The organism is Pseudomonas sp. TH06, assembly GCF_016651305.1.
GTDB lineage: Bacteria > Pseudomonadota > Gammaproteobacteria > Pseudomonadales > Pseudomonadaceae > Aquipseudomonas.
Genome location: NZ_JAEKEC010000001.1, coordinates 5,148,501 through 5,174,142, shown reverse-complemented (window position 1 = coordinate 5,174,142; position 25,642 = coordinate 5,148,501). Strand labels below are relative to the sequence as shown.

The window sequence follows — 25,642 nt, the reverse complement described above, 5'->3', positions numbered from 1 at the left end:
GTCTGGTATTTCCAATCTGTTGCAATGGAATGCACATGACTGACTCAGCCCAAGACGCGCCGTTCACTTCCGCCGCCAAATTACCGGGCGAACTCCAGGCCGCGGTGGACATAGCGCTGCCCCAAACCCCGGCACAGTTTGGTGGCGCCCTGATCATAAAGAAGTGGGGCACCGCGATTGATCCGCATAGCGCATTACTGGTCACGCTGGATTACAACTACCGTGGGCACCCTGCCAGAAAAGGCATCCATCAGGGACGCGTGAAAAACTCGCAAACCCTGATCAATGCGTTGCTTGGCAATTACCAGGCCACGGGTGACGGGCGTATTGGCGAAACTGCGTTCGGGCTGTATCAGCCACCCGATCTGGGGCCAACAGTGCGAATTGTCGACAACGTGGATGAATTCGCCACGACCGGCAGCGGCAATCACGACACGTATGAAGGCATTTATCGCGCAACGGTTCCACAGACCTATGGGCCGGGTACGCAGATTCAACTGCGGCCCGCCGAATTCAAGAAGTGGGTCTGGGACCTGATGCTGGCAGACCTTTATCAGACCTATCTCGATCAATCCTGGCCGTCGGACTCGGTCATCGGCGCGGCGGCACCTTATCCATTGAGAACCTCGGTGAAGGCTGCATTTGTCATGGCGGCCCACCTGCAACATCGTGAGGGTAGTCTGTCGGTTCAGGGCCTTGCGCTTGCCCTGCAAGCGGCAGCGTTGCCTGCCCTGCAAACCTGGAAAAGCCTGACCCTCATACAACTGCAAGCGCCGACCCGAATCCCGCCAGGGTTCGAAGCGAGTCGTCTGAAGCTGTATCGCTATACCGCGACGGACATCTGGTGTTTTCGCCAGCGCTCGGCTTCCATCCTGCTGCTGTATATCCCGGGCAACTCTTCGCCCTTGCATGAGTTCGCCGATGAACATGCCTTGCAGGAATGGATCGTCACCCAAGGCAAAGCGGACTCGACCAAGAAGGCCCTCTCGGAGCATTTTCAGAAGGATGACCGCGAGGATGGCACCTTTCATGCGGGCGTCCTGACTGCGCTTGAGGGGATGGCGATCTATCCGGCGATGCACCGACTGACGAAGGAGGCCGGATTCTTCAACAACGACGGCTACTGGGATCCGCGCGACTACATCGATTTTGAACGCATGCTCGCTGGCGTCGATCCGTTTGCACAGTTGGTGGCTGCGATGAAGCAGGTGGCCGGGGACAGCGTCTCGAGCATTCGTGACGATGGTCAGGTCAACCGCGACAGCCTCAGTGCGGTTGTCGAGCCGGTGGTGCAGTGGCTCAATCGCTTCGCGCCCTTGGCATTGTTTTTCCCGGGTGGTGAAGGGATCCTGGCCCTGGCCGGCCTGATCGACGCGGCGTATGGTCTGGATCAGGCCATTGACGGTGAAACGGCAAGTGAGCGCGCCGATGGTGTGAGCCGCACGGTCTTCGGTTTGCTCAACGCCTTGCCGTTGGCCGGCGCACTCGGCAGTTTAAAGAATGAAAGCCGTGAAGCGACGCTCGTCACAAGACTGGAAGATGAACCGACGGTGGCACCTTCAGAAAAGCTTCCCGCTGTGGATACGCCTGCGGTGCCAGTCGAGCCGCAGAGCCGCCTGAGCCTGTTGCGGGGCATTGGCCCCACGGTGGAGAACTTCAGCGACGAGATACTGCTACAGATTGGCAAGGTCAGCGCCGTCGATGACGATGTGCTGCGCATGATTCGCAGCGGCCGCCAGCCCGATCCCATGCTGGCCGACATTATCAGTCGGTTCCAGATCGATCAGGACGTGACGCAAGCTTTGCACTCAATGCAGTTCGACGCGAAAACCCTCCCAAAGGACAGCGCCGTTCAAGAGGCGTTGCAGGCCCGCCGAGCCGCATGGTTCGACGACCGCTATCAGGCACTCCAGCGTTCAGAAGATGCCTGGGTGCGGCTGTTTCAGCAGCAATACCCCGGACTGCCGAAAAACGCCGTGGAACAGATGCTTGATCGCTATGGCATCGATCTCGCGGATACGCTTGATACGGCTCGTGCCAGGGTGCTGTTCAAGAATCTCGACAGCAAGGCGCGACAGTATCAGGAGCATGTCCGCTTGGTTCGCGCTCACGAAAGCCTTTATCTGCAATCGGTCAGCCACGCCGATTCGGACACACTGGTACTGCATTCACTGAAAAATCTCCCCGGATGGCCGCAAGACCTGCGACTGGAAATTCGCGACGGCTCTGCGCTTGGTCGCGTGCTGGACCGCACCGGTGCGCTGGATGCCGCGACGTGTCGCCACTTGATAAAAATCGGCACGCGCTATCAGTCCGTTGACGCCGCTCCAGGCACCGTGGGTCATGCGGATATTTTCGAGGCGATTGCCCAAGTGCTGACCCCCGACGAGCGCTCGGCCCTGCAGTTACCCGCGCTGAACGTGGCTGACGAACTCAAGTTCAAGTTGCGGGATCTGGCGTTGTCGCGCTCAGCGTTGGCAGCGGGGCTCGGCAGAATGGACATGGGGTTGCCCTTCGAAATGCAGGGTTTGCGCGGGGGCGGTTTTCCCGACACTGCGCAATCAGCGGCGCTGACCCACGCAATGATGCGTTTGCAGGTCAGGGATGTTTATCCCGGTTTCAGCGATGCGGAGGTCGATGCATGGCTGTTGCAGGCGGGTGCCAATGCGCAGTTGCGCCTCGACCAACTCAAGGAGCAGTTGCAGGTGTTGGTCATGGATCTGAATGGCTGGATCGAACAGAGTCTGACCGATGTCGATGACATGGATATCGAGTTCATGGACGCAGACGATGAAGATGCCGCCGGCATGACGCCCGGGCAAATCGAGGCGTACAACGTCAACCTGTTGCAACACACGCTGGCTTACGAACGAGAGTGTCGCCGGGAACTGGCCGAGGAACTGCTCGAAATCTGGCAGAAGCGTCCGTCTGCGGAAAATCGCCTTCACGTAGACGGCGCGTTGACGGGCTACAAGCTGAACCTGGAATTCGAGGATTTTCACCGTTTGCCGCAGGTAAGTACCCGCTTCAATGAGGTAATCGAACTGTCCTTGCGCGGCTTCCATGTGGTCGAGCGCGAGAGCCTGAACGGCTTTCTTGAGTCTTTCCCCCATTTGCGAACGCTGAATCTGGAAAGTGTCGATCTGCGGGTGGCCGATGCCATGGGCGTGCTGCACAGCGCGCTGCCCTCGGTGATCCCGTCGCTTGTTCAACTGACGAAGCTGGATCTGCGCGCGACCCATCTGGTCCTGCGAGAGAACACCGCTGCGCAACTGGGCAGCCTGACCAATCTGCAAGTGCTGGACTTGAGTGAGAACCCGCTGGGCGTCCCGCCGATGTTGCAAGGCATGAACAATCTGCGGGAAGTGAATCTGCGCAACACCGGTATCAGCACGTGCCCGGTCGGGATTCGCGACGAGCCTTATCTGACGTCGCTGGATCTGCGTGGCAACCAGATTGCCCGGGTTCCACGGGCAGTGCTCGCGCAGGCTGTGGCCCCAGGGCGCGTACAGTTGTGGGGCAATCCGCTGACAGATGAGGACACCTTGTTACGCCTTGGCGCGCATCGGCGGCGTTGTGGTTTCAACGTTTGGCTGGGCGCCCCGGGCCCTTTGCATGGAGAAGCCGGTGTCTGGCTGCGCAATACGGAGCAGCAACTGAGCAATGCCCGTTTGGCGATCTGGCAGCGCCTGGCCGCCAAACCGGTTGGCAGACGTTTCTTGCGCACGCTTGACGGGGTCAGCCTGACGCCGGAATTTCGCGTCATCTATTCGGAGCTGCAAGCCCGGGTCTGGCGGCTGTTGAGCGAGGCGGATGCATCACCCGATCTCTGGCGTCGATTGAGTCAAAACGTCGAAGCCGCTGCGGATGATGCAGACAACCCCATGGCGCTCTTTCAGGTTCTGGAAAACCGCGCGAAGTTGTTCAGGGACTGGGCAGCCATGGGCAGGCCATTTCCCGTGACAGGCGAATGATCAAGTGAAGAGGGAGGGAAGTGACAAGCCTTGAGCCCGTCGACACGGGTTCAAGGCTTGATTATCAACGACGACGGAACAGCGGCAGCGGTTCGTCAGTGGCGGCCTGATAGGTCACCGAGAAATCCTTGAGACCTTCCAGGGCTTCGTAAGGGTCTTTGTCCGCACGCACGGCAAAGGCGTCGAAGCCGCAGCGGTGCATGTAGAACAACTGGTCGCGCAGCACGTCGCCGATGGCTCGCAGCTCACCTTTGAAACCGTATCGGTCGCGCAAAAGGCGTGCGTTGGAGTAGTTACGGCCGTCGGTGAAGGCCGGGAAGTTCAAGGCAATGACCTGGAACTCGGCGACGTCGTCGCCGATTTCCTCGGCTTCTTCGTCGGCGTCCAGCCATATGCCCAGGCCGCCATCGCGAGCCTTGAGCATACGGCTGTGTTCGCGCCACAGTTGCAGCGGAACGATCAGATCGTCGCAGTTGCTGATCTCGTCGATGTTGAAATCCTTGGGCAGCAAGTGCCAGGTTTCGTCGACGACTTCGTTGTTCTTAATGATTCGCTGCATAGACGCGTTCCTTGAAGAGGTCGATGCCAATACGCTGATAGGTGTCGATGAAGCGCTCGTCTTCGGTACGTTGTTCCACGTACACGTCGATCAGCTTCGAAATGACGTCAGGCATGGCTTCCTGAGCGAAGGACGGGCCGAGGATCTTGCCCAGGCTCGCGTCACGGCTGGCGCTGCCGCCGAGGGAGACCTGATAGAACTCTTCGCCTTTCTTGTCCACGCCGAGAATGCCGATGTGGCCCACATGGTGGTGACCGCAGGCGTTCATGCAACCGGAGATGTTCAGGTCCAGCTCACCGATGTCGAACAGGTAATCGAGGTCGTCGAAACGGCGCTGGATCGATTCGGCAATCGGGATCGACTTGGCGTTGGCCAGCGAGCAGAAATCACCGCCAGGGCAGCAGATGATGTCGGTCAGCAGACCAATGTTCGGCGTAGCAAAACCGCCTTCACGCAGCTCGCCCCACAGGGTGAACAGCTTGTCCTGCTCGACATCGGCAAGAATGATGTTCTGTTCGTGGGAGGTGCGCAGTTGACCGAAGCTGTAACGGTCGGCCAGATCGGCAACGGCGTCGAGCTGCTTGTCGGTGATGTCGCCCGGGGCAACGCCGGTCGGCTTCAGCGACAGGGTCACGGCTACATAACCCGGCTTCTTGTGCGCCAGGGTGTTGCGGGACCGCCAGCGGGCGAAACCTGGGTGTTCCTTGTCGAGTGCGGCCAGTTCGGCGCTCTGGTTGTCCAGCGCCTTGTAGTCCGGATCGACGAAGTGTTTGGCCACACGGTGCAGTTCGGCTTCGGTCAATGTGGTCTGGCCACCGCGCAGGTGTTCCATTTCCGCATCGACTTTCTGGGCGAACACTTCAGGCGTGAGGGCTTTGACGAGGATCTTGATCCGCGCCTTGTATTTGTTGTCGCGACGGCCGTAGCGGTTGTAGACCCGCAGGATGGCGTCGAGGTAGCTCAACAGATCCTGCCATGGCAGGAACTCGTTGATGAACGCGCCGACCACCGGCGTACGACCGAGGCCACCGCCAACCAGCACGCGGAAACCCAGCTCGCCGGCTGCGTTATGCACGGGTTCAAGACCGATGTCGTGCACTTCGATGGCGGCGCGGTCAGCAGTCGAACCGTTGACGGCAATCTTGAATTTGCGCGGCAGGTAGGCGAATTCCGGGTGGAAGGTGGTCCACTGGCGGACGATTTCGCACCATGGGCGCGGGTCGATCACTTCGTCGGCGGCGACACCGGCGAACTGGTCGGTGGTGACGTTGCGCAGGCAGTTGCCGCTGGTCTGGATCGCGTGCATCTGCACGGTGGCCAGTTCAGCGAGAATGTCCGGGATGTCTTCCACCGCCGGCCAGTTGAACTGCACGTTCTGCCGGGTACTGATGTGGGCGTAGCCCTTGTCGTAGTCACGGGCAATCCTGGCCATCATGCGCGTCTGACGCGAAGTCAGCTGGCCGTAAGGCACCGCCACACGCAACATCGGCGCAAAGCGCTGGATGTACAGGCCATTTTGCAGGCGCAGGGGGCGGAATTCTTCTTCGCTCAGCTCACCTGCCAGATAGCGTCGGGTCTGATCACGGAACTGCTTGACGCGGTCCTCGATGATCCGCTGATCGTACTCGTCGTATACGTACATATAAGTCCTGTTCTCAGGCTTTGGGCTACTCGGAAAACGCTGCGTTTTCGCTTGCTGGAGTCCGATGGTGCCTCTGCAATTCTGCGCGCACGGCCGCGCGCTCCCTAACGGAGCCGGGGCAATATACCCGTTTGCAGTTATGCGCAAAAGTGATGTTTGAGTATATGTAAAGAACCAAATCGCCTAACGAGAACGGTTATTAACTATTCCACATTTGTCGTGCGGACAATCATCGTCTTAACTGTGGACGAGTCTTTCTGCAATCACCGATAAAACCGATAAGAGGCGATGCAATGAGCAATCCGACCAAGGCAAGGAAAAGCGATAGCAGCGTTGATGCATGGGCCATTTTGTTCCTGATCATTCTGGTCGTGGGGACAGCGGTATTCTGGGTCAGTCATCAGTAAACGACCCATCCGGGCCCGCGCCCGACGATTGTCGGACAAAAAACGGGATCAGGCGTCAATAGCCGGTGATTGGATGGCTATAATGCGCGGCCATTTTTCCTTGGGCCCGGATGATTCATGTTCAAGTTTCTCCACGTCAGCTTTCTGTTGTTCGGTGCGGTGTTTTCCACCTGCACGCGGGCAGAGTCTGTGCTGTTTCTGAACCCGGGCTCGACGCAGGAAGCCTTTTGGCGCAGTTATTCGCAATTCATGCAGGCGGCTGCCCGGGATTTGGGGATCGATCTGCAAATCCTCTATTCCCAGCGCCAGCCGGAACTCACCCTGGCCCAGGCCCGTCTTGCATTGCAGGGGCCGGATCGGCCCGATTATCTGATTTTCGCCAACGAGCAATACGTTGCGCCGCAGATCCTGCGGCTTGCGCAGAACAGCGGCGTAAAGCTGTTCATCGTCAACGCCGCGCTGACGCCGAATCAGCAGGCGCTGGTCGGCGAGCGTACCGACCGCATCGGCAGTCTGGTGCCGAACGACGAGGAGGGTGGTTATCTGATGATGAAGGAACTGATTCGTCTGCACCCGCCCGTGGCTGCGAATGAACCGATTGAAATGCTGGCGTTCTCCGGTCTGAAGATCACGCCGTCGGCGCAGTTGCGCGAACATGGCATGCAGCGCGCCCTGGCCGAGCATCCGCAGGTTCGCCTGCGTCAACTGGTTTACGGCGGCTGGACACAGCAACGCGCCTACGAACAGGCCAAACAGCTGTTTGCCCGGTATCCGAAGGTGTCGCTGGTGTGGTCGGCCAATGATGAGATGGCGTTCGGCGCGATGCAGGCGTTTTCCGAGGCCGGCAGGGTCCCGGGCAAAGACGCGCTGTTCAGCGCGGTCAATACCTCACCGGCGGCGTTGCAGGCGATGGTCGACGGGCGTCTGAGTGCGTTGTTGGGCGGGCACTTCACCCTTGGCGGCTGGGCATTGGTGGAGGTGCACGACTATCAGCAAGGCGTCGATCTGAATCAGTTCGGCGGGCGTGACCGGCAGTTGCCCTTGTTGCAACTGATCGACAAAAAGCAGGCCCGTCAAATGCTCGCCATGGGCGAGTCGCCGAACTACGGCGTGAGTTTTCGCAAACTATCGGCCAAGGGCCGGCCGGCCTCTTACCGTTATCCGTTCACCTTGCAGACCCTGATGCACTGAAAATCGTCAAACCCCGGCTAAATGCAGCACCAGTTTGACGATGGCAAACAGCGTCAGCGCGAACACCGCCGTGAACAGAATGCCCAGCACCACGAAATGGCTGGGCTTGCCATGGGTGAAGTCCCTTGCCCGGTTCTTGCCGCTCTGCACGCCGAACGCGGCTGCCATCACGCTGTGCAGCATTTGCCAGAAGCTCGGCGGTTTGTTGTCGACTGGATCGTCCATAAATCCCTCGTAACGTCAGTTGTCCAGATGAGCATAGCCAACTTGCCACTGGATGGCCTGCCGCTGCACGCCCATACAGTCGACAGGTATCCACTCATCGCGCGAGATCTATCTACCGCAGATGCCCGTGCCCGAGATGGTCTGCTCTTGGCTCCACCAAAAAGGAGCGACCATGACCGTAATCTCATCCACTGCGCCAACTGTGCCGCCGGCGACCACCCAAAGCCTGCACGGTGACTTCCTCGAACAATCCATCCCGCAATGGTTGACCGACGCTTCGGCGCAAAGACGCCAGGCGTTCAAGGACATTCATACAACGTTGCCACTGTGGTATCGGAACGCCCGGGCTGACCAGCGCGAGGCGTTGAATGCAAGCCTCGTGGCCAGTCTTGATGCGCAGAACCGGCTGGACAAAAGCATGGCGGCGTTTCAGGACGTCGATGCCTTCGCCCGGCCTCTGTTGATCAAGGCCCTTAAAGACCAATTCCAGCTGCAAGTGGATGTCGACAAGACCTTGCTGTGCCTGAGGCGCCCCTTGGAAATCAGCATTTTCGAGATCGAAGTATCGTCGTTCGAAGTGCTAAAACTATCGATGCTCGACGCCACGCTGCACAATTTCGAAGCTTACGAATGCCAGCCGGGGGCCTATCACGCGACTTCCGGGTTCGTTGTGCAAACCACTTTGCCGGGCACTTACGAAGCGGTGGCGGTCAACCTGAGCGTCAGCCAGTTTCTGACGTTGTGCCGCAGCCTGGACATCGGCAAGCAATACCAGGCGTACCTGAAGGGCTTCTTTTATCCGCACGCCACGACGGCGCCCACCGCACTCCGCGAACCGTTCATCGCCAGTCAGAAGGCAGCCATGCGCGCTGCCGCCGAACTGGCGCTGCTGAAAAAAGACATCGAACCTGCGGACTACAGCATGATCGTCTCGGTGATCAACGGCGAAAGGCATCCGTGGATGGGCAACAAGCAAGTCTGGTTCGAAGACTTGGGCTTGATGAAAAAGCGCATGGCCGGCTGCGTGGCCTTCTCGATCTGCGAAAAATATCGCTACAGCGACGAAGTGATTCTCTACGTTCCCAACGATCCCGAGCATCCGCTCAAGCGCTACGGCGGTTCGCAGATGAAGCAGGAGTTCAAGCGCCAGTTCACCGCAAGAAGCGCCACACTGACCGGCGCAGAGCCGACGCCGCACCAACGCTTTTTCAGCCAGTTCGTTCCCTACGACCAGCGTCCGTACTATTTCAGCCAGTTCACGCAGAAGGCCGCCGACTCCCCGAGCGATCCGTGGCGCTCGCCCTGGCGCACGATTATCGACGCGGTAATGCCCACCCCGGCATTCACCCGTATCAAGGAGTTGCCACCGGAGATTGCGGCGAAACTGGAACCGGCACCGGACCCGTATCTCGCACCCTCGACACTCATGCGCAAGGGGCGAGGCATCTGGGCGGAAAACGAGGATCTTTGGGAATACCTCTACCAGCAACATTGCGCCAAGGTACTGGCCGATGCGCGCAGTCATGCGGTGCCGACCCAAGAGGTCGACGCCAAGGCCCGAGAGGCGAAACTGGCCCACCTGATGCAAATCGGTCTGCTGGGCCTGAACCTGGTGTCGATGTTCGTGCCGGTGCTGGGCGAAGTGATGATGGTGGTGATGGCCGGGCAGTTGTTGTACGAAACCCTTGAGGGTGCGGTCGAGTGGGGAGAGGGTGATCGCCGGGCGGCCAAGGATCATCTGGTGGATGTGGCTGAAAACCTCGTGCAGATTGCGCTGATGGCCGGGGTGGGTGCCGGGGTACGCAAGTTTCAGGCGGCCAAAGCACCCGCAGTGCTGGAAGATCTGCACCCAGTGACATTGCCCAATGGCAAAACCCGGCTGTGGAAAGCGGATCTGCGTGCTTATGCTTCGCCGGTGGCCCTGGAGGCCAGCACCGGTGCGAATCTGTCCGGGCAGCATCTGCTCGACGCAAACGCCTATTTTCGCCAGGGCGGTCAGGCCTACCAACAGTTCTTCGATGAATCACTGGGCAAATGGCGCATCCGCCATCCCTCTGATCCGGAGGCTTACCAGCCCGTGCTTGAACACAATGGCCGAGGTGCCTGGCGGCATACGCTGGAGCGTCCTCTGCAATGGGACCGGTTGACCTTGTTGCGGCGCATGGGGCATGCCACCGAAGGGTTCTCCGACGCGCAGTTGCTCAGGGTTGCCGATGTCAGCGGGGTCAGCGATAGCGCGCTGCGCAAAATGCATCTGGATAACGCGGCGCCGCCACCCGAGTTGCAGGACGCCATGCGTCTGTTCAAGGCCGATACGGATTCGGCACGGGTCATAGCGCAACTACGCGGCAACCAAGCGGTTGACCCGCTGTACCTGCACGCATTGCCGCTGGTGACGGAAATGCCGCGCTGGCCGGCCAATCGTGAGTTGCAGATCTTCAATGAGGACCGCCTGACCGGCGAATCGGTCACCTATGGTGCCAAGCGTCAGGGGCGCGGTGCGCTCGTCAGGGCGCCGATCAAGGTGAGTCGGGCCGACGTTCTGCGTGGCGATCTGACGGCACGCATTCTCGCCCAAATGGATGAGCCTGAAATCAACCGACTGCTCGGTGAGGGCGGCGCACGCGTACCACAGGCTCGTCCCAATGAGTTCAGTCAGCAGATTGCCGATTACGCCCGGGCCCGCCAGCCAGCGATTTTCGACAGTATTTATCGCGGGGCTTCGCCGGTCGACACGCGTGTCAGGTTTTTGCAAAAAATCTGTCCGGGGCTCAGCGATGCCGCGGCCGAGGAGGTCCTTGCGCACGCCAGGCCTGACGAGATTGAACGGATTAACGCGAACCGAGGCATGCCGTTGCGTCTGGTCGAGGAGGCGCGCTGGTTTGTGCAACAGGGACGTCAGACCCGCGCTTACGCGGGACTGCGCAGTGAAAATATCGCCACTGCCGATAGCCGGCGCCTGGCGTTGAACACCCTGCAGAACCTGCGGGGCTGGCCTGACACCGTTCGCCTCGAAGTTCGCCAGGGCAACGAACGCGGCGCGTTGCTCGACAGCGTTGGCAGCGAGAGCGCCCGCGACAAAAAATACCTGATCAAAAAGGGCCAGCGTTTTCAGGCCTTCGATGAGCGAGGAGAAGCCCTTAACAGCCAGCCAGACGTCGGCGACAATTTCTATGCTTCGATCATGCACGCCTTGCCCGATGACGCCCGTCGCAGTCTCTGGGTGCCTGAGGTCAGCCAGAGTGCCGAGTTACGCCGCAGCATTATCGAGCATGCTGATCAGCATCGCAGTGAGGCAGTGACCCTGCTGGAGCCGCAGGCCGCCTGGTTCAAACCGCCAACACGGGTCAACGAAAAGCTGTTGGGCTACTACGCCAGTGGTCGTGGCCCGGGCATGAATCCGCACTTGACCGTGCGCGTGCGCGATGTGTATCCGCAACTGACCGATCAGCAGGCCAACGGCTTCATCCTCCGGCAGTTGCAAACCGGCAAAACCGACAAGGACATTTTCAACCTGTTGCAGAACCGCCAGCGCGAGTGGGATGCGCTGAATACCTCGCTTGAACGATGGCTGGGGCCCGCACCGGAGCGTCCGCTTCGCGGTGTGCCGGCAGGCTCCGATGGGCAGGCCACGTATGAGCGCAAGAGCCTGACTGCGCAAGCGCTCAAGGACAGTTGGCGACGGGCGCCGTTGTCAGCGGAAGTACCCGGTGCGGATCGTTTGGAGATCAGCAGTCTCGAACCGCTGCCGAGGTTGACCACCGATTTCAGCCATGTACGCGAGTTGTCCGTGGGCGGGCGCGGGCTGACGGATGCCAATGCCGAGGATTTTCTGGCGCACTTTGCCAACGTGGAAAAACTCTCGCTGGGCGAACGCGGCAACTTTCTCGACACCTACACGGCCGGTGCACAGCCGCTGACGACCGTGCCGCGCTCGGTCAGCGCGATGCACTCGTTGAAGAGCCTGCGATTCAGATCCCATGCGTACAAGCTGGCCGGCGATTTCCCGACACGACTACAGGGACTTACGTCCCTTGAGGCGTTGCACATTGAGTGCGACGGAGTCGATCCCACCGCCGTGCACAACCTTGATCTGGCGCCGCTCACGCAATTGAAGACCCTCACGATCGATGCGCCGGCCATGACGCAGTGGCCTGCCTATGCGCAGCAACTCCCACAACTGGAGCGTCTGGACCTGACCAACACCTCGATCAATGTCATTCCGCAGGCACTCTACAACGGACATGAAAAACTCTGGGCGGGACTGTCGCTGGATTGGTCGAAGTTCACCCATGATGCTTTCAAACCCGCGTACGAGTACGTCAGGAGTTACTCCGGGCCGTTGGGGCATCTGGTTGACCTGCCGCTGATGGTGCGCGGCTTCTGCTACGGAGAGTTGGGTTTTTTGACCGGTGAGGCCGGACTGATCAACCCCTTGCCTGAGCGGATTCTTACGCTCTGGGAGACGCCCGCGACGAGGCTCGCCGCTATAGAAGCGTTGCGTGCCGAACACGCCGGGATCTTTCGCCAGTTCTATCAGCCCGGCACTTCGGCAGAACTGCGCACGGCACAGCGCGTGTTGCGCTGGACCCAAGAACCCAACGCCAGCGTACTGCGGGCACTGGAGAACCACTGGCGCGTCGCCGTGCGTGCCCGCTATGGCTTGAATGACAAAGTCACCCTGTTCGAACTGCCCGCATCGGGTGCGCAGATGTCGCAACTGCTGGGCTATGAAAAGCTCAGCGAGCTGCCGCCGTTGCCGGCGGGAATTTTTTCCGATGTAACGACGCTACGGCTGGGCTGGCTGGATGCGCCGGTCGAGCAGGTGGGCAATTTCATTCGGGCATTCGCTGGCACGCAGACCCTGGAAATCAGTGGCAATGGCTTCAGCGAACTGCCTTTCGCGCCAGGCGACTTGCCGCAATTGAGCCGTCTTGATATCTCGCAAAACCGCATTGCCGTCACGCCGCACGTACAGAGCCAGTTCAGCCACTTGTCCAGTCTTGAGTTCCTGAATGCCAGCCAGAATCCGCTGACGGTGCTGGACGTCACCGCAATGACACGCCTCAAGGCGCTGAATCTGCGCGCCACTGAACTTCAGGCCTGGCCCGCCGGCGCCGAGCATTTGCCGCAGCTTGAGTGGGCCGACCTGCGCGACAATGCCATCGATTCGCTGCCGCCATCGTTTCTGGCCGACAACCACGCGCTGCTCAAGATTAACCTGACAGGGAATACACTCAGTCCCGCCGGCCAAACGGCGCTGAGCGAGGCGCAGCTGCGCGTTGAAAACGTCAGAGGTTTGCCCGTGGGGACGCTGCAGCGGTTTGCGCTGGAGCCGGTGCCAGCAGACTTTCCTCCGATTGAGACGGCCAGGTCCATCGCCGAGTATCTGTTGCCGTTGCCCCGAAGGGCGAGTACCGGCGCACAGGCCTCAGGGTTGGCGGAACGTCTGCAGAATCTGAATCAGGTCATTTCGCCAGCGGAGGCCGAACAATGCATTTCGCGACTGCGCAGCGCGGGCATGAGCGACGGCCAGATCAGCAACCGTCTCGACGAATGGCAGCAGACCAGCGAGTCACTGACGCGTCAACTCAATGGCTGGATATTTACCCGCGAAACCCATTCGACCCATGCGGTGGTCAGCGCCGATGGACGTGGATTCGCGGCCCTGAGCATTCGCGAATGCTGGCAGGACGGGCTCACGGCGCTGACTCCGGACGCCGGGCAAGTGCTCAACCTGATGGGGCCGCGGACCGGCGATCTACCGTCACTGACAGCTGAATTCACCCATGTACGAACACTGAATCTGACGGGCTCGCGAATCACCGCGCAGGGTTCCAATGGCTTTTTGCGTGCCTTCGCGCAGCTGGACACGTTGGTGCTCAATGGCAATGAACTGAGCGCGCTGCCGGAGGCGGTGCACAGCATGGGTCGGCTGCAACGCCTGGAGCTCAACGGCAATCAGTTTTTGGACGCGCAATCGTTGTACCGGCTGCCCGGGCGTGATCAATTGCGCTGGCTGGATATGAGTCATAACCATATCAATCAATTCGATGCCCGCAGCTTCAGCCGCATCGAGACCCTGAATCTGGCTTACAACGGTCTGGTGCAGTGGCCGGAAGGGCTGCTGGAGGCGCTGAACTTGCGGACCTTGAACCTCAGTGGCAACGATTTCAGGGTTATTCCGGAGCGCCTGATGGACGGCACTCATGAATCACTGGTTGGCGGCACGCAGCTCACCGACACCTATCAGTTGTCGCTCATAAGCCTTGAGCAAATGCGCAATTACAGCGCTCGGCACGGCGACGTTGCGGTGATGGGCATCTCGCCTGAGGAACTCGATTTGCGCATCCGCGCGATCGTGAGCGACTCGGACAGTGATTTCGAATCTGACATCGATTCAGCGGGCGACAGCGATGGAGGCAGCGACGGCGGCGACGATACTCATGCCAATGTCGAGCCCATCGAAACCCTGCTCAATCCCTCGTTTGAGGTGTCCGATTCAGCCTTGCAGCCCTGGCTCGTGGATACCCGGGCTGATGTGCGATCCAGCAGAACTACCCTCTGGATGCAACTCGCCCAGGAAGACAATCGCCAGGCCTTTTTTCACTTGCTGACGACGCTGCGCGATACCAGTGATTTCCGATTGTCGCGCGCTGACCTGACTCACCGCGTATGGCGTGTCATCCAGGCCGCCACGGAAAACACCGAACTTCGGCAACTGCTGTTCATCAATGCCGAGACCCACGGCGCTTGTGCCGACGGACGCATCCTGTCATTCAGCGAACTGGAAAGCCGGGTCTATGAATACAACACGTTGCGCGATATACCGCGCCAGCGCCCGGAACAGCGTGGCCGCGCCTTGCTTGATCTGTCGCGCCGACTGTTTCGCCTGGGCCGGGTCGACCGTCTGGCAGAGCGCGCCGGGCGCGGACAGGACAGGGCAGAAGTGCGTCTGGAATATCGTATCGGCATGACCTCGGGTTGGCCCGATGGGCTGGAGTTGCCGGGGCAACCCGAGCACATGATGTACGGCCGACCCATTCGCGGCCAACAACTCGCCAGCGCACGCGCGTCAGTGCTCGCCGATGAGGCCGGCGATGTGTTTATCAACGATCTGATTTCGCGTGATTACTGGGTGCGTTATCTGCGCGAGCGCCATCCCGACGCATTTGAAGTTGTTGAGCGTAACGCTTCCACACGCCTGGGGGAGGTCGAGGAGGCGCATCCCGACAGAACCGAAGGGCCCGCGCTGGAGCAATACACGAAGGCGTTGCACAAACTGGAGGTCGAGTTGGCTGCTGCCAGCACCGGCAATCTGCTGGAGCTGTCTCGCCTGGAGATGCGGGCGCTGGTCCCGACAGAGGGGGCGGAGCTGCCTGGCCCGTCCTCACCACAACCGGGCCCGTCACATCGCCAATGAGGGGGTGAATGACCGGGCATGGGCGCACGCTGCGCTCATGCCCGAGCCGGGTCTCAGTTATCGTAACCGAGGTTCGGTGCCAGCCAGCGTTCGGTCACGCTCAGCTCCTGACCTTTACGCGAGGTGTAGCTTTGCACCTGGTCCTTGTCGATCTTGCCGACTGCGAAGTACTGCGCTTGCGGGTGAGCGAAGTACCAGCCGCTGACCGCTGCCGCCGGGAACATCGCGTAGTGTTCGGTGAGGAACACACCGCTGCGGCCGGCACGCATTTCTTCGGCTTGCGGGTCGAGCAAGGCAAACAGCGCAGCCTTCTCGGTGTGATCCGGGCAGGCCGGATAACCCGGGGCAGGGCGGATGCCGCTGTATTGCTCTTTGATCAGCGCGTCGTTGTCGAGCACTTCGTCCTTGGCGTAACCCCAGTGTTCTTTACGCACCTGCTGGTGCAGCCACTCGGCGCAAGCCTCTGCCAAACGGTCGGCGAGGGCCTTGACCATGATTGAGTTGTAATCGTCGCCAGCGTCCTGATAAGCCTTGGCGACTTCTTCGGCGCCGATGCCAGCGGTGGTGATGAAACCACCGACGTAGTCGGTCACTTCGCTGTCCTTCGGCGCAACAAAGTCGGCGAGGGAGAAGTTCGGTTTGCCGTCGGTCTTGATGATCTGCTGACGCAGGTGATGCAGCTTGGCCATTGGCTTGCCGTCATCGCCATACAGCTCGATGTCGTCGTCATGCACCTGATTGGCCGGCCAGAAACCGAACACGGCGCGGGCGCTGATCAGCTTCTCGTCGATCAGCTTGGCGAGCATTTCCTGCGCGTCCTTGTACAGCGCAGTGGCGGCTTCACCGACCACTTCGTCGTCGAGAATACGCGGGAACTTGCCGGCCAGATCCCAGGAGATGAAGAACGGTGTCCAGTCGATGTACTCGGCCAGCACCTTGAGGTCGATGTTGTCCAGCACCTTGCTGCCGGTGAAGGTTGGTTTGACCGGCTCGTAGCTGGCCCAGTCGAACTGTGGCTTCTTGGCAACGGCAGCGGCGTAGCTCAAACGTTCGGTACGCGCGCTGCGGTTGGCGGTGCGCTCACGCACGTCGACGTATTCCAGGCGGGTTTTCTCGACGAAACCGGCCTTCAACTCTTTCGACAGCAACTGGGTTGCCACGCCGACCGCACGCGAGGCGTCGGTCACGTAGACCACCGCGTCGTTGCTGTACTTGGGTTCGATCTTCACCGCCGTGTGCGCCTTGGAGGTGGTCGCGCCACCGATCATCAGCGGCAGATGGAAGTCCTGACGTTGCATCTCGCGAGCCACATGGACCATCTCATCCAGCGACGGCGTGATCAGGCCGGACAGGCCGATGATGTCGCACTTCTGCTCCTTGGCCACTTGCAGGATCTTTTCTGCCGGAACCATCACGCCAAGGTCGACGATGTCGTAGCCGTTACAGCCCAGCACCACGCCGACGATGTTCTTGCCGATGTCGTGCACGTCGCCCTTCACCGTGGCCATGAGGATCTTGCCCTTGGCTTCCGGCTTGTCGCCTTTTTCCAGTTCGATGAACGGGATCAGATGCGCGACGGCCTGCTTCATTACGCGGGCGGATTTCACCACCTGCGGCAGGAACATTTTACCGGCGCCGAACAGGTCGCCGACGATGTTCATGCCGGACATCAGCGGGCCTTCGATCACTTCGATCGGGCGGGAGAACGATTGGCGCGACTCTTCGGTGTCTTCGACGATGTGCGTGGTGATGCCTTTGACCAGCGCATGTTCCAGGCGCTTGTTGACCTCCCAGCTGCGCCACTCTTCGGTCTCGGCTTCCTTGACGCTGCCGTCGCCCTTGTACTTGTCGGCGATGGCTAGGAGGGCGTCGGTGCCTTCCGGCGTGCGGTTGAGGATCACGTCTTCGACAGCGTCGCGCAGTTCCTGCGGGATCTGGTCGTAGATCTCCAGTTGACCGGCGTTGACGATGCCCATGGTCAGGCCGGCGCGGATCGCGTACAGCAGGAACACCGAGTGGATCGCTTCACGCACCGGGTTGTTGCCACGGAACGAGAACGACACGTTGGACACGCCGCCGGAAGTCAGCGCATACGGCAGTTCGTCGCGGATGTAGGCACAGGCATTGATGAAGTCCACAGCGTAGTTGTTGTGCTCTTCGATACCGGTGGCGACGGCGAAGATGTTCGGGTCGAAGATGATGTCTTCCGGCGGGAAGCCGACTTCGTTGACCAGAATGTCGTAGGAGCGTTTGCAGATTTCTTTCTTGCGCGCTTCGGTGTCGGCCTGACCGGCTTCGTCGAACGCCATCACCACCACCGCAGCACCGTAGCGCTTGCACAGTTTGGCGTGATGGATGAACTGCTCGACGCCTTCTTTCATGCTGATCGAGTTGACGATGCCCTTGCCCTGAATGCACTTGAGGCCGGCTTCGATCACTTCCCATTTCGACGAGTCGATCATGATCGGTACGCGCGAGATGTCCGGTTCACCGGCGATCAGATTGAGGAAGGTCACCATGGCCTTCTTCGAATCGAGCATGCCTTCGTCCATGTTGATGTCGATCACCTGCGCGCCGGCCTCGACCTGCTGCAGGGCGACTTCCAGCGCTTCGGTGTAGTTGTCTTCACGGATCAGACGGGCGAACTTGGCGGAACCGGTGATGTTGGTGCGCTCGCCGACGTTGACGAACAGCGAGCTGCGATCAATGGTGAACGGCTCCAGACCCGAGAGACGGCAGGCCTTGGGAATGTCCGGAATCTGCCGTGGCGCGTAACCGGCCACGGCTTTGGCGATGGCTTCGATATGCCCCGGCGTGGTGCCGCAGCAGCCGCCGACTATATTGAGGAAACCGCTCTGGGCGAATTCTTCGATGACTTTGGCGGTTTCCGACGGCAGTTCGTCGTACTCGCCGAACTCGTTCGGCAGGCCGGCGTTCGGGTGCGCGGACACATGGGTGCTGGCCTTGTTCGACAGCTCTTCCAGGTACGGACGCAATTCGCTGGCGCCGAGTGCGCAGTTGAGGCCGACCGAGATTGGCTTGGCGTGCGCCACCGAGTTCCAGAACGCTTCGGTGGTCTGGCCCGACAGGGTACGGCCGGAGGCGTCGGTGATGGTCCCGGAAATCATGATCGGCAGTTCGATGTGCAGCTCTTCGAACACACCTTGCACGGCGAAGATCGCCGCTTTGGCGTTAAGGGTGTCGAAAATGGTTTCGATCAGGATCAGGTCGGCGCCGCCCTCGATCAGACCTTTGGTGGCTTCGGTGTAGTTCTCCACCAGCTCATCAAAGGTGACGTTGCGATAGCCAGGGTTGTTGACGTCAGGCGACAGCGAGCAGGTGCGGCTGGTCGGGCCGAGCACGCCGGCAACGAAGCGTGGCTTGTTAGGGTTCTCGGCGGTCTTGGCGTCGGCGACCTTGCGCGCCAGGCGTGCGCCTTCTACGTTTAACTCGTACGCCAGCTCTTCCATGCCGTAGTCGGCCATGGAAATGCGCGTGGCGTTGAAGGTGTTGGTTTCGAGGATGTCGGCGCCGGCATCCAGGTAGGCTTTCTCGATGCCGCCGATCACGTCCGGACGGGTGATCACCAGCAGGTCGTTGTTGCCTTTGACGTCACTCGGCCAGTCCGCGAAGCGTTTGCCGCGATAATCCTGCTCTTCGAGCTTGTAGCTCTGGATCATCGTGCCCATACCGCCGTCGAGTATCAGGATGCGCTCTTTGAGGGCTTGCTTGAGAGCTTGAAGGCGGACGCTGCGATCGGACATTTGGACTACTCGGAAAGACCATTACGAAGGAGCGGGATCATAGCAAACCTGTGCCGATTTAGAGCATGTGAAGGTTTTGCATGAATATCGCTCATGTTGGTACGGGCGTCATACTGTAGAATCGCGGCGTTTTTTTACAGGATCGGGATCAAGGGCATGTCGTACCGCGTCGTCAGCATTTTGTTGTTGTGTCTCAGCTGGGGCGCCGCTGCGCAGGAACCCAAGATCTCCTACACCCGCGATATCCAGCCGATCTTCACCGAGAAATGCGTGGCCTGCCATGCGTGCTACGACTCTGCCTGTCAGCTCAATCTGGGCAGTGGCGAAGGCGCCGGACGTGGTGCCAGCAAAATGCCGGTCTATGATGGCGAACGCACGCAAGCGGCACCGACCACACGCCTGTTCTACGACGCCTTCGGCAAACGTGCCTGGCAGCAGAAGGGCTTCTATTCGGTGCTCGATGCCCAGGGCAGTCAGGCCGCGTTGATGGCGCGCATGCTGGAGCTGGGGCACAAAACCCCGTTGACGCCGAATGCCAAACTTCCCGAAGACATCGTGCTCGGCCTGAATCGCGAGAACATGTGCGCGATGCCCGCCGAATTCGAGGGTTATGCCGGCGCGCATCCGAAGGAAGGCATGCCGTTGGCGGTGACCGGGCTCACCGATCAGCAGTACAAGACGTTGCAGCGCTGGCTGGCGTCCGGTGCGCCAATTGACGAGCAAGGGCTGGCGCCGAGCGCAAAGGAAGCCTTGCAGATAGTCCAGTGGGAAAACCTGCTCAATGCGCCGGGCGCTCGCCAGAGCCTGGTCGGGCGCTGGTTGTTCGAGCACTTGTTTCTGGCGCACATCTATTTCAAGGATGGCGAACCGGGGCATTACTTCCAGTGGGTGCGCTCGCGCACGCCGACGGGCCAGCCGATCGACCTGATCGCCACCCGCCGCCCCAACGATGATCCGGGCACTCAGGTTTACTACCGCTTATGGCCGGTGCAAGGGGTGATCGTGCATAAAACCCACATCACTTATCCGCTCAGCGCGGCGAAGATGGCGCGGGTCAAGAGCCTGTTTTACAACGGCAACTGGCAGGTCAGCGCGTTGCCTGGCTACGGCCCGCAGAGCCGCGCCAACCCGTTTGCCACGTTCGAAGCCATTCCGGCGCAGGCGCGCTATCAGTTCATGCTCGATAACGCCGAATACTTCGTGCGTACCTTTATTCGCGGCCCGGTCTGCCGTGGGCAGATCGCCACAGACGTGATTCGCGACAACTTCTGGGCGCTGTTCCAGGCCCCTGAACATGACCTGTACATCACCGACCCCAACTATCGCGGGCAGGCTACGCCGCTGTTGGCCATGCCCGGGCAGAACGACGATGTCGGCAGCGTCCTGAGTCTGTGGCACAACTATCGCGACAAACGTAACGAATACGAGGCGCTGCGCCGCGACAGCTACGCCGATCAACCGGCACCGAGCTGGTCGACATTGTGGGCCGGCAACGACAACGCGCTGCTGAGCATTTTCCGTCACTTCGACAGCGCCTCGGTGACCAAAGGCCTGATCGGTGAAGTGCCGCAGACAATGTGGCTGTTTGACTATCCGTTGCTGGAGCGCACGTATTACCAGTTGGCGGTCAACTTCGATGTGTTCGGTAACGTCTCGCATCAGGCGCAAACCCGCCTGTATTTCGACCTGATCCGCAACGGCGCCGAACAGAACTTCCTGCGCCTGATGCCGGCCGATTCCCGCGAGGACTACCTCGACGATTGGTACCAGAGCAGCGGCCAATTCAAGATGTGGCTCGACTATGAAGCCATCGACGACGACAAGCCGACCGCTCTGAAGCTCGACGAGAAAGACCCGAAATACGACTTCGCCATGCAGTTGCTGGCGCGTTATGGCGACCTCAATGCGCGGCCCGATCCGATCAACCGCTGTGACGGCGCCTATTGCTCGCGGCCGAACATTGATCCAGCGCTGCAGAATGCCGAACAGGCTCTTAGTCGCCTGACCTCACGTCCGGCGGCTGGCCTGAAAGTCATCGATCAATTGCCGGAAGCAACGATGTTGCGCATCGAAACCGCCAGCGGCAAACGCGAGGTCTACAGCCTGCTGCGCAATCGTGCCCATAGCAACGTGGCATTTTTGCTCGGAGAGTCGCTGCGTTATCAGCCGGGGCTGGACACGCTGACCATTTATCCGGGTGTGCTTAGCAGCTATCCGAACTTCATCTTCAACATCCCGGCCGATCAGGTGCCGGCGTTTGTCGATGCGATGGAAAACGCCAAGGATGCCAATCGTTTCGAAAAAATCGTCGAACGCTGGGGCATCCGCCGCAGTCACCCGCAATTCTGGTTCTATTTCCACGATCTGAGTCAGTACCTGCACGAAACCGATTCGGTGGAAGAGGGCGTGCTGGACATGAACCGCTACGAGAATCTTTGATCGTTTGCTGCCGGCCTGCTGTCCCAACCTTCAGTAACACCGCAAAACCCCTGTAGGAGTGAGCCTGCTCGCGATAGCGGAGTATCAGGCACTAGAGATGTTGAGGTTGCCACCGCCATCGCGAGCAGGCTCACTCCTACAAGGGATCGGCGGTGCTTTGAGAGACTGGGTCAGGAGTGAGTAATGTTGATTTCAGTGCAGGCCCTGCGTGCGCTCGCCGCGTGGACGGTGGTCTGCCATCACTTCATGCAGATTTTTTTCGACTTCGAAGCCCGAGGCCCGGTGGGCCAGTGGTTCATCGACAAGGGCGCGGTGGGCGTCGACATTTTCTTCGTCATCAGTGGTCTGGTAATTTTTCTTTCCACCGAAGACAAAAGCCTGCGGCCGGGGCAATTCCTGCTGTATCGATTGTTTCGCATCGTCCCGGCGTATTGGCTGTACACGCTGCTGATGGCGTTGCTGGTGGTTTTTGCCCAGCCACTGTTGCCCGATCAAATGCTGGACTGGAGCCATCTGCTGCTGTCGCTGTTGTTCATTCCGACGCAGAACCCCGGCGGATACGGAATCTATCCGACCCTGAATGTCGGCTGGACACTCAATTACGAAATGCTTTTCTACGTGCTGTTTGCCTGGGCACTATTGTTTCGTTTGCAGGTGCGCCTGCTGGTGGTTGCAGCGCTGCTGTTCGCGGTGTGTCAGGCGTGGACCGGGTTTGGCTGGATCAGCGAGTTCTACCGCTCGGACATCGTTTATGAGTTCTTGCTGGGGATTGGTATCGGCATGCTCTATCGACGTGGCTGGATTGGCGGCGGGCTGTGGCTACCGTTGACGGGAATCGTCGTGGCGTTGCTGGCGATTTACCATTTGACGCCGGCGCCGAGGTTGCTCAACTGGGGTGTGCCGAGCGCAATTTTGGTCATGTCGTGCATGGCGCTGGAGCGTTATGTCGAGCGCAGCCGTGTGCTCATGCTACTCGGCGATTGCTCCTATTCGGTGTATTTGATGCACGTTCTTGTGTTGTCAGCGGGTGGTTTTCTCGCGCGGCGCTACGGCATCAACCCGTATCTGATGTTTGTCGTTTGCGCGCTGGCCATTGGCTTGGGCTCGTGGTTGAGCTACGAATGGGTGGAAAAACGCAGCTATCGGTGGCTTAAAGCGCGAATTGATCGCGAACCGCTGGGCGAGCCTGTCGAGAATCTTTCCCGACAAAAATACTAGGACTTTGTCCGGCGCAACGATTGGCGTAAACTGCGCCCAAGCCTGCGAGGAGTTTCCATGACCGCTATTACCATCACCGACGCCGCCCACGATTACCTGGCTGATCTGCTGTCCAAGCAGAACACCCCGGGCATCGGTATCCGCGTCTTCATCACCCAGCCTGGCACCCAGTACGCCGAAACCTGCATTGCCTACTGCAAGCCGGGCGAAGAAAAACCCGAAGATACGGCGCTGGGGCTGAAAAGCTTCACCGCGTATATCGATTCGTTCAGCGAAGCGTTTCTCGACGACGCCGTTGTCGATTACGCCACCGACCGCATGGGCGGCCAGCTGACCATCAAGGCGCCAAACGCCAAAGTGCCGATGGTCAACGCCGACAGCCCGGTCAACGAGCGCATCAACTACTACCTGCAAACCGAAATCAACCCGGGGCTGGCCAGCCACGGCGGTCAGGTCAGCCTGATCGATGTGGTTGAAGACGGCATCGCCGTGTTGCAATTCGGTGGTGGTTGCCAGGGCTGCGGCCAGGCCGACGTGACTCTGAAGGAAGGCATCGAGCGCACGCTGCTTGAGCGTATTCCCGAGCTCAAGGGTGTTCGCGACGTGACCGACCATACGCAGAAAGAAAACGCCTACTACTAAGGTGTTCGCTGCAGACATGAAAAACGGCGCCCCGTGAGCGCCGTTTTTTTATGCCTGTTTTTTCATGTGCCAGAGTAATAATTGTCTGGCTACTTTGTGGCGAGGGGATTTATCCCCGATGAACTGCGCAGCAGTTCCTTTTTTGGGGCTGCTTCGCAACCCGTCGGGGATAAATCCCCTCACCACAGGTTTTGTATCCAGCCACAAAAGTCATTTGATTCACGGTCTGTAAAGGTGAGCATGCCCCGCGCGATACAGCGATGACTCGCTAAACACCTCACTCCCCAACACCCGCCCAACCAGAATCAACGCCGTGCGCCGAAACCCTTTGGCCGCGACCTTCCCGGCAATGTCCTCAATCGTCCCCACCACCCAATCCTGATCCGGCCATGTCGCCCGATGAATCACTGCAATCGGGCAATCCGCACCGTAATGCGGCAACAGCTCCGCCAGAATCTTCTCCAGATGATTGACCCCCAGATGAATCGCCATGGTCGCGCCATGTTGGGCCAGGCTGCCCAATTCTTCACCCGCCGGCATCGCGGTCTTGTCAGCGTATCGGGTCAGAATGACGCTCTGCGAGACATCCGGCAGGGTCAGTTCGGCGCCCAGTAGCGCCGCACACGCCGCTGTTGCGGTGACGCCGGGCACGATTTCAAATGGAATATCCAGCTCTCGCAAGCAGCGAATCTGCTCGCCAATTGCGCCATACAGGCTTGGATCCCCCGAATGCACCCGCGCCACATCCTGGCCTTTGGCATGTGCGGTCTTGATCAGGTCAATGATCTGTTCCAGATGCAATTCAGCGCTGTTGACCACGGTTTCAGCCTGATGACCGTCAATCACAGGCGCCGGCACCAGCGAACCTGCGTAGATGATGACCGGACAACTGCGGATGAGTCGCTGGCCTTTGACGGTGATCAATTCCGGGTCGCCGGGGCCGGCGCCGATGAAGTAAACGGTCATCGTTGAATCCTTTGGAAAAGAGGCGCGGCAACGCTTCAGATGAAGATTGCTCATGATCGATGGCGGGGATTATCGGGATTTTATGCAGCGCCGGCCAATGCCAACGTTGCTTGCGCGTATTTTTGTCGGGAAATCAGCAGTTTTGCCGGTGCCTGAATCAGTTGCTCGGCGAGGGCCAGCGCCGCACTTTCCGCCACGCCGTAGCAACCCGTGCGCTCGTAGGCGATCTGCGAATGGTGGCTCAGTCGCTGCTGATATCTGGCCAGTTCTTCACTGCTGAAATACAGCAGGGGCAGCGCCAGTTGCGCGGCGAGCTCCTGTAAACCGGGCTCGTCGCGCTTCAAGTCGATGCTGGCCAACGCCTTGACCGCCACAAGGTCGATGCGATGAGCCTGCAAGGCTTGATCGAATAACGCACGCAGCGTGCTGGCGGGGCAGCCGCGCTGGCAGCCCAGGCCGACCACAAAGGTCGGCGCTGCGCTGTCATTGCTCATGCGTGGTATTGACCATCGCTTTTGCGGCGGAACAGCCAGGCGCTAATCAGGCCCAAGGCCAGCCAGAACGCGACGTTGGTCAGCTGCGAAGCGATTTTGAACTGGGCTTCGAGGGCTTCCGGAGCCAGCATCGAATGCACTTCCGGTTGTGGTGCACCGATCACATGCGGCACGGCGAGAATCGCCACGCCGAGGATTTTCATCAGCCAGTGACGGCTGAACGCGATCAGCGCCAGACCGGCAGCGGTAGAGGCGGCGGTGCTGATCCACCAGATCTGCCGCGAAGCCAGATCAGCCGCAGCGGTGCCAGGCAGTTCAGGCGGCAAGCCCAGCGTCGGCGCCAATACGAAAGTGGCGTAACCGGCCAGGCCCCAGAGCAGACCTTGCGATGTCTTGGTCGGCGCGCGCAGGGTGTAGAGACCGGCGAGCATCAGGGCAAAACCCACGGCCACCACCAGATTGCCGCCAGTGGTCGAGACGACGCGCTGCCAGCCGTTTTCCGGCTCCCAGGCTTCGGCATCGTGGGTGTGTGCGGCGGCGCCGGCGGCGTGTTCGTGGACTTCAGCCACAGGCTCGGCTTTCTCGAAAGTTTCCGCCTGCAGAATCAGCGGCGAGACCCAGAAACTTTGCAGCAGCGTGAGGAGCAGGGCGGCCAGCAGGCCGGTGAAACCTGCGGTTTGTGCAATTCGCTTGATCAT

The 25,642-nt window shown here is 59.9% G+C and carries 13 protein-coding genes; 6 read left to right on the top strand and 7 right to left on the bottom strand.

Annotated features, from left to right (window positions below):
- The first annotated feature begins 35 nt into the window (after nucleotides 1–35).
- Nucleotides 36–3,974, top strand: coding sequence for a DUF6543 domain-containing protein (locus JFT86_RS22885; RefSeq protein WP_201233625.1), 3,939 nt, complete (start codon nucleotides 36–38; stop codon nucleotides 3,972–3,974).
- Between the two features lie 64 nt (nucleotides 3,975–4,038).
- Here JFT86_RS22885 and JFT86_RS22880 read toward each other — a convergent pair whose 3' ends face one another.
- Nucleotides 4,039–4,533: a DUF934 domain-containing protein gene (locus JFT86_RS22880; protein WP_201238439.1), complete on the bottom strand. Its 495-nt coding sequence runs from the start codon at nucleotides 4,531–4,533 to the stop codon at nucleotides 4,039–4,041.
- Nucleotides 4,517–6,175 (bottom strand): nitrite/sulfite reductase, encoded by a 1,659-nt coding sequence (locus JFT86_RS22875; protein ID WP_201238438.1) that lies wholly within the window; start codon nucleotides 6,173–6,175, stop codon nucleotides 4,517–4,519. The genes JFT86_RS22880 and JFT86_RS22875 overlap by 17 nt, the downstream gene beginning before the upstream one ends.
- A gap of 524 nt (nucleotides 6,176–6,699) precedes the next feature.
- Between JFT86_RS22875 and JFT86_RS22870 the strand changes: the two genes are divergently transcribed.
- A complete protein-coding gene (locus JFT86_RS22870) occupies nucleotides 6,700–7,773 on the top strand; it encodes an ABC transporter substrate-binding protein (protein ID WP_201238437.1) in 1,074 nt (357 codons plus the stop codon).
- A 6-nt stretch (nucleotides 7,774–7,779) separates the two neighbouring features.
- On the opposite strand, the gene JFT86_RS22865 is transcribed toward JFT86_RS22870, so the two are convergent.
- Complete coding sequence (locus JFT86_RS22865; RefSeq protein WP_201238436.1) at nucleotides 7,780–7,998, bottom strand: DUF2970 domain-containing protein; 219 nt, start codon at nucleotides 7,996–7,998, stop codon at nucleotides 7,780–7,782.
- 172 nt (nucleotides 7,999–8,170) lie between these two features.
- Here JFT86_RS22865 and JFT86_RS22860 point away from each other — a divergent pair, with 172 nt between their 5' ends.
- Entirely contained in the window at nucleotides 8,171–15,421 is a 7,251-nt protein-coding gene (locus JFT86_RS22860) for an NEL-type E3 ubiquitin ligase domain-containing protein (RefSeq protein ID WP_201238435.1), read from the top strand.
- Nucleotides 15,422–15,474: 53 nt separating this feature from the next.
- Here JFT86_RS22860 and metH read toward each other — a convergent pair whose 3' ends face one another.
- Complete coding sequence (gene metH, locus JFT86_RS22855) at nucleotides 15,475–19,185, bottom strand: methionine synthase (protein WP_201238434.1); 3,711 nt, start codon at nucleotides 19,183–19,185, stop codon at nucleotides 15,475–15,477.
- A gap of 156 nt (nucleotides 19,186–19,341) precedes the next feature.
- Here metH and JFT86_RS22850 point away from each other — a divergent pair, with 156 nt between their 5' ends.
- The 3 genes from JFT86_RS22850 (at nucleotide 19,342) to nfuA (ending at nucleotide 23,484) form a co-directional block, all read left to right on the top strand.
- Nucleotides 19,342–21,624 carry a fatty acid cis/trans isomerase gene (locus JFT86_RS22850; RefSeq protein WP_201238433.1) on the top strand — a complete coding sequence of 761 codons (2,283 nt, stop codon included), beginning with the start codon at nucleotides 19,342–19,344 and terminating at the stop codon, nucleotides 21,622–21,624.
- 183 nt (nucleotides 21,625–21,807) lie between these two features.
- Complete coding sequence (locus JFT86_RS22845; protein WP_201238432.1) at nucleotides 21,808–22,842, top strand: acyltransferase; 1,035 nt, start codon at nucleotides 21,808–21,810, stop codon at nucleotides 22,840–22,842.
- A gap of 57 nt (nucleotides 22,843–22,899) precedes the next feature.
- A complete protein-coding gene (gene nfuA, locus JFT86_RS22840) occupies nucleotides 22,900–23,484 on the top strand; it encodes a Fe-S biogenesis protein NfuA (RefSeq protein ID WP_003225494.1) in 585 nt (194 codons plus the stop codon).
- Between the two features lie 219 nt (nucleotides 23,485–23,703).
- Here the strand turns inward: nfuA and cobM are convergent, their stop codons facing one another.
- The 3 genes from cobM to JFT86_RS22825 form a co-directional block, all read right to left on the bottom strand.
- The gene (gene cobM, locus JFT86_RS22835) at nucleotides 23,704–24,450 is read right to left on the bottom strand and encodes a precorrin-4 C(11)-methyltransferase (RefSeq protein WP_201238431.1); all 747 of its coding nucleotides are present in this window, start codon (nucleotides 24,448–24,450) and stop codon (nucleotides 23,704–23,706) included.
- A gap of 80 nt (nucleotides 24,451–24,530) precedes the next feature.
- On the bottom strand, nucleotides 24,531–24,944 hold the full coding sequence (locus tag JFT86_RS22830) for a cobalamin biosynthesis protein (protein ID WP_201238430.1): 414 nt from the start codon (nucleotides 24,942–24,944) through the stop codon (nucleotides 24,531–24,533).
- A complete protein-coding gene (locus tag JFT86_RS22825; RefSeq protein WP_201238429.1) occupies nucleotides 24,941–25,642 on the bottom strand; it encodes a CbtA family protein in 702 nt (233 codons plus the stop codon). The genes JFT86_RS22830 and JFT86_RS22825 overlap by 4 nt, the downstream gene beginning before the upstream one ends.